General features: G+C 63.3%; 11 protein-coding genes. 7 read left to right on the forward strand and 4 right to left on the reverse strand.

The annotated features are described in order from the left end of the window. Positions 1–138 precede the first annotated feature (138 nt). The gene (locus tag EN935_RS11210; protein ID WP_127264903.1) at positions 139–861 is read right to left on the reverse strand and encodes an SDR family oxidoreductase; all 723 of its coding nucleotides are present in this window, start codon (positions 859–861) and stop codon (positions 139–141) included. Then, on the reverse strand, positions 858–1,703 hold the full coding sequence (locus EN935_RS11215; protein WP_127373320.1) for an SDR family oxidoreductase: 846 nt from the start codon (positions 1,701–1,703) through the stop codon (positions 858–860). Before EN935_RS11215 ends, EN935_RS11210 begins: the two co-directional genes overlap by 4 nt. A 103-nt stretch (positions 1,704–1,806) precedes the next feature. On the opposite strand from EN935_RS11215, the gene EN935_RS11220 reads away from it, so the two are divergent. After that, positions 1,807–2,694, forward strand: a complete 888-nt coding sequence (locus EN935_RS11220; protein ID WP_109668371.1) for a helix-turn-helix transcriptional regulator — start codon at positions 1,807–1,809, stop codon at positions 2,692–2,694. Positions 2,695–2,698: 4 nt separating this feature from the next. Here EN935_RS11220 and EN935_RS11225 read toward each other — a convergent pair whose 3' ends face one another. Beyond that, positions 2,699–3,334, reverse strand: a complete 636-nt coding sequence (locus EN935_RS11225; protein ID WP_109668368.1) for a TetR family transcriptional regulator C-terminal domain-containing protein — start codon at positions 3,332–3,334, stop codon at positions 2,699–2,701. Positions 3,335–3,561: 227 nt separating this feature from the next. Between EN935_RS11225 and EN935_RS11230 the strand changes: the two genes are divergently transcribed. The 5 genes from EN935_RS11230 (at position 3,562) to EN935_RS11250 (ending at position 8,504) form a co-directional block, all read left to right on the forward strand. Continuing rightward, a complete protein-coding gene (locus EN935_RS11230) occupies positions 3,562–4,890 on the forward strand; it encodes an aspartate aminotransferase family protein (protein ID WP_127265596.1) in 1,329 nt (442 codons plus the stop codon). Positions 4,891–4,960: 70 nt separating this feature from the next. Further along, positions 4,961–6,211 carry a Zn-dependent hydrolase gene (locus EN935_RS11235; RefSeq protein WP_127265597.1) on the forward strand — a complete coding sequence of 417 codons (1,251 nt, stop codon included), beginning with the start codon at positions 4,961–4,963 and terminating at the stop codon, positions 6,209–6,211. Between the two features lie 66 nt (positions 6,212–6,277). Beyond that, positions 6,278–7,729 carry a dihydropyrimidinase gene (gene hydA / locus EN935_RS11240; protein WP_127265598.1) on the forward strand — a complete coding sequence of 484 codons (1,452 nt, stop codon included), beginning with the start codon at positions 6,278–6,280 and terminating at the stop codon, positions 7,727–7,729. Positions 7,730–7,731: 2 nt separating this feature from the next. Further along, entirely contained in the window at positions 7,732–8,103 is a 372-nt protein-coding gene (locus EN935_RS11245) for a hypothetical protein (RefSeq protein ID WP_127265599.1), read from the forward strand. A gap of 23 nt (positions 8,104–8,126) precedes the next feature. Further along, the gene (locus tag EN935_RS11250) at positions 8,127–8,504 is read left to right on the forward strand and encodes a hypothetical protein (protein WP_206532440.1); all 378 of its coding nucleotides are present in this window, start codon (positions 8,127–8,129) and stop codon (positions 8,502–8,504) included. 17 nt (positions 8,505–8,521) lie between these two features. Here the strand turns inward: EN935_RS11250 and EN935_RS11255 are convergent, their stop codons facing one another. After that, a complete protein-coding gene (locus tag EN935_RS11255; protein WP_109668350.1) occupies positions 8,522–8,926 on the reverse strand; it encodes a cupin domain-containing protein in 405 nt (134 codons plus the stop codon). Positions 8,927–9,056: 130 nt separating this feature from the next. Here EN935_RS11255 and EN935_RS11260 point away from each other — a divergent pair. Further along, the coding region (locus EN935_RS11260; RefSeq protein ID WP_164771081.1) for an ABC transporter ATP-binding protein at positions 9,057–9,711 on the forward strand (655 nt) is incomplete at its 3' end.

The raw sequence follows: 9,711 nt of genomic DNA on the forward strand, positions 1-9,711 counted from the left end.
GGCTTCATTCCCGCTCCTCCCGCCACGGGGCCGCCGACATTTCACCGTCCGATGCCGACTCCAGTTGGCAGGAAGCGATCGACAACAAGCTGTATGGGGCTGATACGCCTGATTATTCCTATGTTCCGGAGCAGCCTGTTACGCCGCAAACCGCAGGCCGCCGTCACAGGTCAGGACCTGACCGGTCATGAAACCGTTGGAGACGAGAAAGGCGATTGCCGAGGCGACGTCTTCGGCACGGCCGATGCGGCCAACCGGCGTCTTGCCGGCATAGTCGGCAAAGATAGCCTGCCTCTGCTCCTCGGCCAGAAAATCCCACCAGGGCGTGTCGATGACGCCGGGCGCCACGACATTGACGCGCAGCGGCTTCAGCTCCAGTGCCAGGATCGGCACCACGGTCAAAAGCATGCCGTTGATGGCGGCGATGCCGGCGACGCCGGGCGTTGCGAGCTGCGCCGAGACCGCCGAGATGAAGGTAACCGATCCGGCCTTGTTCAGCGTCGGCAAGGCCGCCTGCAGGCAGGACAGCTGCGGGCGGACTTTCTCGTCGACGCCACTGCCGATGTCGCTCAGGTCAAGTGTCGGGAAGGGGCCAAGGCCCTTGCCGCCGCTGGCCGCAAGCACCAGATGGTCGAAAGGACCGAGGCGCTCGAAGAACTGGCGGACCTCATCCGGCTTCGAGGCGTCGAAAGCAGCCTTCTCGGCAGCGCCGCCAAGGCTTTTCCACGCGCTCTTCAGTTTCTCTTCGTTGCGCCCGGTAATGGTCACCTTCATGCCCGGGCCGAGCAGCTTGCGCGCCGTCGCCAGGCCGATGCCGGACGAGCCGCCGATGATGACGGCATGTTGGATTGTCTTGGTCATGAATGCTGTTCCTTCGATGTGGGGGAGGCCGGGCCGATAAGATCGAGGCTCAAGGCTCGCAACTGTTGCCTTGCCTTGGCGTCATAGGCCTGGGCGTGGGCATGGGATTCCCGCAGGCCGTCGAAATAGAGGCCGCTTTTCCCGTCGAGCGCGGGTGAGATGGCGAGGTTGAGGATGGCGTCGGCGCCGGTCTCGACCGAGCTCCATGGCGTCACGCCTGCCTGCCGGACCATGGTGGTGTTCATGTAGCTCGCCGGATGCAGCGCGTTGACGGTGACGCCGGTGCCTTTCAGCTGCTCCGCCAAATCGACAGTGAACAGAATCTGCGCCAGTTTGCTCTGGCAGTAGGCGCGGACACCGCCATAGGAGCGGGTCAGCATGACATCGCTGAAGTCGATCGCCTGCTGTCCCGCCGAGGCGACATTGACGATGCGCGCTGGAGCGCTCGCCTTCAGCAGTGGGAGAAGCTCCGATGTCAGCAGGAAACCGGCGAGATAATTGACAGCGAAGCGCAGTTCGTAGCCGTCGGCGCTGACCTGCCTTTTGGCACCTTGGCCCGCCGTGCCGATGCCGGCATTGTTGATGAGGATGTCTAGCCGGTTCGTCCGGGCGCGCACCGCTTCGGCAAGCCGGCGCACTTCGGCCAGCGAAGAGAGGTCGGCAACCAGAAGCTCGGCCTTGCCGCCGGCTGCTTCGATCTCGGTGACAACAGCCTTGCCGCGCGTCGCATCGCGGCCATGCACCAGCACACGGGCGCCAGCGGCGCCGAGCCGTTGCGCGACGACGCGGCCAACGCCGTCGGTTGAGCCAGTGATGAGGATTGTCTTGTCTTTGAGTTCCATGTCCAGAGCCTCCGTTCTGTTGCTCTGAACGGAAGATGGGGCAGTTAGCGCGAGCCAAACAGTTCAAACTTTATCCTGGTATCAATACTGCTATAATAAGCGCATGGAGTCCCAACCCCACTCGGCCCCCACGCACTCCGCTGAAGACAGCCGCCGGCGCGAACTCGGCGCCTTCCTGCGCTCGCGCCGCGAAAGGCTGACGCCCTCGGCCACAGGCATCGCCACCGGTCTCAGGCGGCGCACGCCCGGCTTGCGGCGCGAGGAGGTGGCGATGATCGCCGGTGTCGGCACGACCTGGTACACATGGCTGGAGCAGGGGCGGGAGGTCAGGCCCTCGGTGGAGGTGCTGACGGCGCTTGCCGAAGCATTGCGCCTCGACGCGGCCGAAAAACAGCATCTGTTCATCCTCGCCGACCGCCAGCAGCCGGAGCGCCGTGCCGTGGCGCCGGAAAAGGTCGATGGCCCCTTGCTGCACATGCTGCAGAGCCTGGTGCTGCAGCCGGCCTATGTCGTCGGGCGGCGCTGGGACGTGCTGGCCTGGAACCCGGCGGCCGTCGCGGTGTTCGGCGACTACGGCCTGCTGGAGGGTGATGCCCGCAACATCGTCCACATGGTGTTCACCAACCCGCACCACCGGCGCCTGCTGGTCGACTGGGAGGAATTGGCGCGCACAGTGCTGGCTTCGTTCCGGGCCGCGAGCGCCCGCTATGTCGGCGATCCGGATTTCGAGCGGCTGATCGAGTTGATGACGCGCTCGAGCCCGGAGTTTCGCAACTGGTGGCCGCAGCGCGACGTCGCGCACCGATTGTCGGGGGTGAAGCATGTCCGGCACCCGAGCGCGGGCGCCATGACCTTCGAGCATATGAGCCTGTCGATCGGCGACGGCTCCGACATGAAGCTGATCGTCTACACGCCGCTTGCCGAGCAGAACTCGGTCGCCAAGCTGCAGACATTGCTGGACGCGCTGCCGGCCGAGCGGCGCAGCGCCTGAAGCGTCAGGTCTTTGGCTTCAGCCCGTCGAGGAACAGTTGTTCCAGGAAGCGGGCGGCATCCTCGAAGCGACCGTCGCCGCCGCGGTTGGGCCCGAGCACGGCGCGGACCTGGACGTCGAAATCGGCATAATGCTGTGTCGTTGCCCAGATCGAAAAGATCAGGTGCCAGGGGTCGGTCCGGGCGATCTTGCCGGCGCGCATCCAGCCCTTGATGACGGCGGCCTTCTCGTCGACCAGCGTCTTCAGCTCGCCGGCCAGCAGCGGCATGATGCGCGGCGCGCCTTGCAGGATCTCGTTGGCGAACAGCCGGCTCTCGCGCGGAAAATCGCGCGCCATCTCCAGCTTGCGCCTGATGTAGCTGCGCAGTTCGGTGAGGGGATCGCCGATGTCGTCGAGTTCACGCAGCGGCGCCAGCCAGGTGTCGAGCAGGCGCTGCATCAGCGTCTCGTGGATGTCTTCCTTGCGGCGGAAATAATAGAGCAGGTTGGGCTTCGACATGCCGGCGGCTTCGGCGATCTGGTCGATGGTCGAGCCGCGAAAGCCGTTGGTGGAGAAGACCTCAAGCGCCGCCTCCAGGATCAGTTCGCGCTTTTCCTGTTGGATGCGGGTGCGGCGAGGGTGGTCCGTGCCGGTGGTCACCGTTGCCAGCCCTCGCGTTGAGGGTCATCTGGACCAATTCTCTGGACCAGTTTTTCCCTAGCCTGTGGAACGCACTTCAGGTGCCGCATTTCCGCTAGTAATCCCTTGACCGCCGACAGGGCGGTGCTAACGTTTGTCCAATCGGTCAAAAATTTGCGTAGCATGAAAACGCAGCAAAGACCAAGCGTTGGGCGCACCGAAACAGTTTACAAGGGGAAGTCTTGGTCATGTCCAACCGGCTGAAAGTCACGCCGAACGATCTCAGTGCATTCTGGATGCCGTTCACGGCAAACCGGCAGTTCAAGCAGGCGCCGCGCATGATGGTGTCCGCCAAGGACATGCATTACACGACCAGCGACGGCCGCAAGGTTCTCGATGGCACCGCCGGACTCTGGTGCGTCAATGCTGGCCACTGCCGTCCGAAGATCACCGAGGCGATCCAGCACCAGGCCGCCGAGCTCGACTATGCGCCGGCCTTCCAGATGGGCCATCCGATCGTGTTCGAACTGGCCAACCGCCTGGTCGATCTCGCGCCCAAGGGCATGGACCATGTCTTCTTCACCAATTCCGGCTCGGAATCGGTCGAAACCGCGCTCAAGATGGCGATCGCCTATCACCGCGTGAAGGGCGAGGGCTCCCGCACTCGCCTGATCGGCCGCGAGCGCGGCTATCACGGCGTCAATTTCGGCGGCATCTCGGTCGGCGGCATCGTCACCAACCGCAAGATGTTCGGCACGCTGCTCGGCGGCGTCGACCATATGCCGCACACGCATCTGCCGGAAAAGAACGCCTTCACCAAGGGCGTGCCGGAGCATGGCGCGGAACTCGCCAACGAACTGGAGCGCATCGTCGCCCTGCATGACGCCTCGACCATCGCCGCCGTCATCGTCGAGCCGGTCGCCGGCTCCACCGGGGTCATCCTGCCGCCGAAGGGCTATCTGCAGAAGCTGCGTGAGATCTGCACCAAGCACGGCATCCTGTTGATCTTCGACGAGGTCATCACCGGTTTCGGCCGCCTCGGCACGCCGTTCGCAGCCGATTATTTCGGCGTCACGCCCGACATCATGACCACCGCCAAGGGCGTCTCCAACGGCGTCATCCCGATGGGCGCGGTGTTCGTGAAGAAGGAAATCCACGACGCCTTCATGACCGGCCCCGAGCACATGATAGAGTTCTTCCACGGCTATACCTATTCGGGCAATCCGATCGCCTGCGCAGCCGCACTCGGCACGCTCGACACCTACAAGGAAGAGGGCCTGCTGACCCGTGGCGAGGAGTTGGCGCCCTACTGGGAAGACGCACTGCATTCGCTGAAAGGCGAGCCGAACGTCATCGACATCAGGAACATCGGCCTGATCGGTGCGATCGAGCTGGCGCCGATTGCCGGCCAGCCGACCAAGCGGGCCTTCTCGGCTTTCGTCAAGGCGTTCGAGCGCGGCGCGCTTATCCGCACCACCGGTGACATCATCGCGCTGTCGCCGCCGCTGATCATCACCAAGGGCCAGATCAACGAATTGATCGACCGTGTGCGCGATGTGCTGAGGTCGATAGACTAAATCTGCTTTGCCTGGACGGGTGGCGGCGGGAACCGCCGCCCGACCAGTATATGAAATGAGAGGACTTTGAATGGCCGCACCCGGCGAGAATCTGCGAATCAATTCAGACCGTTTGTGGGATTCCATCATGGAAATGGCGAAGATCGGCCCCGGCATTGCCGGCGGCAACAATCGCCAGACCGTGACCGACGAGGATGGTGAGGGCCGGCACCTGTTCAAGCGCTGGTGCGATGCGGCCGGGCTCGAAATGGGCGTCGACGAAATGGGCACGATGTTTGCCCGCCGCGAAGGCACCGACCCCAGCCTGCCGCCGGTGTATGTCGGCAGCCATCTCGATACGCAGCCGACCGGTGGCAAATATGACGGCGTGCTTGGCGTGCTGGGCGGGCTTGAAGTGGTGCGGTCGCTTAATGATCTCGGCATCAAGACCAAACATCCGATCGTCGTCACCAACTGGACGAACGAGGAAGGCGCGCGCTTCGCGCCGGCGATGATGGCGTCCGGTGTGTTCGCCGGCGTGCTCGAGCAGGCCGATGTCTACGGGCATGTCGACAAGCAGGGCAAGAAATTCGGCGAAGAGCTCGAGCGCATCGGCTGGAAAGGCAGCGAGAAGGTCGGCGATCGCAAGATCCACGCCTTCTTCGAACTGCATATCGAACAGGGACCGATCCTCGAGGACGAGGGCATCGACATCGGCGTCGTCACCCACGGCCAGGGCCTGAAATGGCTACAGGTGACGCTGACCGGCAAGGAAGCGCATACCGGCTCGACGCCGATGCCGAAGCGCCGCAATGCCGGGCTCGGCATGGCGCGGGTGATCGAACTGGTGCACGAGATCGCCATGGACTACCAGCCCGACGCCGTCGGCGCGGTCGGCCACATGGAGGTGTTTCCCAACTCGCGCAACATCATCGCCGGCCGCACCGTCTTCACCATCGACATCCGCTCGCCGGAAAAGGAAGTGCTGGACGCCATGGACGGCCGCATCCGCGAAGGCATCGACACGATCTGCGAAGCGCTCGACATCCGGTACGAGATCGAGCAGGTCGGTGCTTTCGACCCGGTCACCTTCGATGCCGGCTGCGTCAAGGCGATTCGCGACGCTGCCGAACGCCTCGGCTATTCCCATCGCAACATCGTCTCCGGCGCCGGCCACGACGCCTGCTGGATCAACCGCGTTGCGCCCACCGCGATGGTGATGTGCCCCTGCGTCGATGGCTTGAGCCACAACGAGGCCGAGGAAATCTCGAAGGAATGGGCCTCGGCTGGCGCCGACGTGCTGTTCCACGCTGTGGTGGAGACGGCTGTCATCGTGGAGTGAGCCTAGAAATCTAGATTCCAAACGCTGCTCGCAAAGAAGCGCGAAGAGAACAAGGGAACAAGAAAAATGACCAAAGTCATCCGAAACGGCACCATCGTCACCGCCGACCGCACGTGGAAGGCCGATGTGCTGATGCAGCATGGCAAGATCGTCGCTATCGGCTCCAACCTGCATGGCGATCATGAGTTCGACGCCACCGGCTGCTACATCATGCCGGGCGGCATCGACCCGCATACGCATCTCGAAATGCCATTCATGGGCACCTATTCGGCCGATGATTTCGAATCCGGCACGCGTGCAGCACTTGCCGGCGGCACCACCATGGTGGTCGATTTCTGCCTGCCGGCGCCGCAGCAGTCGCTGCTCGAAGCCTTGCAGATGTGGGACAACAAGACCTCGAAGGCGTCGTGCGACTATTCCTTCCACATGGCGATCACCTGGTGGGGCAAGCAGGTGTTCGACGAGATGGCCACTGTCGTCGACAAGGGCATCACCTCGTTCAAGCATTTCATGGCCTACAAGGGCGCGCTGATGGTCGATGACGACGAGATGTATGCGTCGTTCCAGCGCTGCGCCGATCTCGGCGCGCTGCCGCTGGTGCATGCCGAGAATGGCGACGTCGTTGCTGCCCTGTCGCAGAAGCTGCTGGCCGCCGGCAACAACGGTCCCGAGGGCCACGCCTATTCGCGACCGCCTGAGGTGGAAGGCGAGGCGACCAACCGCGCCATCATGATCGCCGACATGGCAGGCGTGCCGCTCTATGTCGTGCATGTCTCCTGCGAGCAGAGCCATGAGGCGATCCGCCGGGCGCGCCAGAAGGGCATGCGGGTGTTCGGCGAGCCGCTGATCCAGCACCTGACGCTGGACGAGAGCGAGTATTTCGACAAGGACTGGGATCATGCGGCGCGCCGCGTGATGAGCCCGCCCTTCCGCAACAAATTGCACCAGGATTCGCTGTGGGCCGGCCTGCAGGCGGGCTCGCTGCAGGTGGTGGCGACCGACCATTGCGCCTTCACCACCAAGCAGAAGCGAAACGGCGTTGGCGATTTCACCAAGATCCCGAACGGCACCGGCGGGCTTGAAGACCGCATGCCGGTGCTGTGGACGACGGGCGTCAACACCGGCCGGCTGACGATGAACGAGTTCGTCGCGGTGACCTCGACCAACATCGCCAAGATCCTCAACATGTATCCGAAAAAGGGCGCCATCGTCGAAGGCGCGGATGCCGACATCGTCGTCTGGGATCCGAAGCGGAAGAAGAAGATTTCCTCGAAGAAGCAGCAGTCCGTCATCGACTACAATGTCTTCGAAGGGTTCGAGGTGACCGGCCTGCCGCGCTTCGTCTTCTCGCGCGGCGAACTGTCGATCCAGGAGGCCGAGGTCAAGGCCAAGCCCGGTCATGGCGAGTTCGTCGGCCGCGAGCCGAATGCGGCGGTCAACCGGGCGCTGTCGACGTGGAAAGAGATTTCTGCGCCCCGCAAGGTGGAACGCACCGGTATCCCGGCGACCGGGGTTTGAGCTTGGCGCGTTCGGCCGCGCTCATTTCGTTGGTCTTGGCGGCAAGTGTCGCCAGCCCGGCAGCAGCAGGCGGCGTGCTGGCCGGCTCCTGGGGCAATGATGTCGGCTGTGCCGGCGTCAAGGCCGGTTATCAGGATAGCGATGCCTATATCGTGCTGACGGCTGAAGGCATCGAGACCTATGGCAGCGGCTGCCGGTTCGCGCAGCAATTGACGCTGGTGCTGGGCGCACAATCGCTGACTTCGACCTGTTCCGCCGAGGGCGAGGCGGGAACGACAATCGAAACCGTCGTGGTCACCAACAAGGGAGAGGATGGTTTCTTCGTCACCATTCCAGGCCTTGAGGAAATGGGGCCGCTGCAATCATGTTTGTAACGTTGGGCATTGGGGGGGTGAGCATGCGTGGTTTTCGTTTTTCTGTTGCGATGGTTTTTGTGTTGGCGGCCGGCCAGGCTTCGGCGGCCGGTATCGATCTGTCGAAACCCTATGGCGACAAATATGGCTGCATCAACCGCAACGGCCAGGAAGTCGCCGCCGATCAGATGCTGCTTTTGACCGACAAGGAATTGATCACCGCCGCCAGCGCCTGCACGTTCACGAAGACGCAAGCGCAGGCTGACGGATCGCTCGTGGTGACGGCGACATGTGAGGCGGAAGGCGAAGAGGGACAGGAGCCGACCAAGTTTACCATCAAGCACAGCGCCAAGAACGCCAAGAAGCTGACGATCGCCGATGAGGACGGCAACGTCATGGGGGACGTTTCGCGGTGCAAATGACAGCGATCCCGTCGGCTTCAGGCGACCAGCGCATCCAGTTCCGGCAGCAGGACGACGCTTTCCTGTTCGTTGGGATCGGTGCGGGCAATGACGGCCGAAGACGGGGCGCCGCTCAGATTGGCCGGCAGATGCGGCACGCCGGCGGGAATGTAGAAAAGGTCGCCGGCCTTGACGACGATATGATGCTCGAGCCGGTCGCCGTACCAGGTATGGACTTCGCCGGAGAGGACATAGATCGCCGTTTCATGGCTCTCATGCATGTGCGCCTTGGCGCGGGCACCGGGCGGCAAGGTGAGCAAGTGCATGCAGATGCCGGAGGAGCCGACGGTCTCCGTGGCGATGCCGGCGAAATAGGTCAATCCCTGCTTGCCTTCATAAGTGCTTTCAGGGCGGATAAGATGACAAGTGGGTTTGGGCGACATCGGGGAAACTCCGGGCGTCGATTGCGTGGGACAAGACCAATGGGACAGGGCGAGTGGAAAACAACATCGCGATAAAAGCAATCGGATTCCAGCCGGCACCGCAGGGGCGGGAACAGGCAGGCGGCAGCCGATGACAGGGACTTCGCCAGCCGTCGTCGCGGCAAGCAAACTCGGACTGACCTTCCAGACCAATGACGGGCCGGTGCAGGCGCTGTCCAATGTCGATCTCACCATCGGCAAGGGTGAGTTCGTCTCCTTCATCGGGCCTTCGGGCTGCGGCAAGACCACGCTGCTGCGCGTCATCGCCGATCTGGAGAAGCCGACCTCGGGAACCATTTCGGTCAACGGCATGACAGCAGAACAGGCGCGGGAGAAACGCGCCTACGGCTATGTCTTCCAGGCGGCGGCGCTGTTTCCGTGGCGGACCATCGAGCGCAATGTCGGGCTGCCGCTGGAGATCATGGGCCTGTCCAAGGCGGAGCAGGTGGAGCGGATCAAGCGCACGCTCGATCTCGTCAACCTTAGGGGATTCGAGAAGAAATATCCCTGGCAGCTCTCGGGCGGCATGCAGCAGCGCGCCTCGATCGCCCGTGCGCTGGCCTTCGACGCCGACCTCCTGCTGATGGACGAGCCGTTCGGCGCGCTGGACGAGATCGTGCGCGACCATCTCAACGAGCAATTGCTGGAGCTGTGGGGGCGCACCAACAAGACCATCTGCTTCGTCACCCACTCCATCCCCGAAGCGGTGTATCTGTCGACGCGCATCGTCGTCATGTCGCCACGTC

The sequence above is a fragment of the Mesorhizobium sp. M7D.F.Ca.US.004.03.1.1 genome, assembly GCF_003998635.1.
Lineage (GTDB): Bacteria > Pseudomonadota > Alphaproteobacteria > Rhizobiales > Rhizobiaceae > Mesorhizobium > Mesorhizobium loti.

Bases quoted from the DNA above. Each gene is read 5' to 3' on its own strand.
- EN935_RS11210 (WP_127264903.1), bottom strand. From the start codon at position 861: ATGACCAAGACAATCCAACATGCCGTCATCATCGGCGGCTCGTCCGGC.
- hydA (WP_127265598.1), top strand. From the start codon at position 6,278: ATGACCAAAGTCATCCGAAACGGCACCATCGTCACCGCCGACCGCACG.
- EN935_RS11235 (WP_127265597.1), top strand. From the start codon at position 4,961: ATGGCCGCACCCGGCGAGAATCTGCGAATCAATTCAGACCGTTTGTGG.
- EN935_RS11215 (WP_127373320.1), bottom strand. From the start codon at position 1,703: ATGGAACTCAAAGACAAGACAATCCTCATCACTGGCTCAACCGACGGC.
- EN935_RS11250 (WP_206532440.1), top strand. From the start codon at position 8,127: ATGCGTGGTTTTCGTTTTTCTGTTGCGATGGTTTTTGTGTTGGCGGCC.
- EN935_RS11230 (WP_127265596.1), top strand. From the start codon at position 3,562: ATGTCCAACCGGCTGAAAGTCACGCCGAACGATCTCAGTGCATTCTGG.
- EN935_RS11220 (WP_109668371.1), top strand. From the start codon at position 1,807: ATGGAGTCCCAACCCCACTCGGCCCCCACGCACTCCGCTGAAGACAGC.
- EN935_RS11255 (WP_109668350.1), bottom strand. From the start codon at position 8,926: ATGTCGCCCAAACCCACTTGTCATCTTATCCGCCCTGAAAGCACTTAT.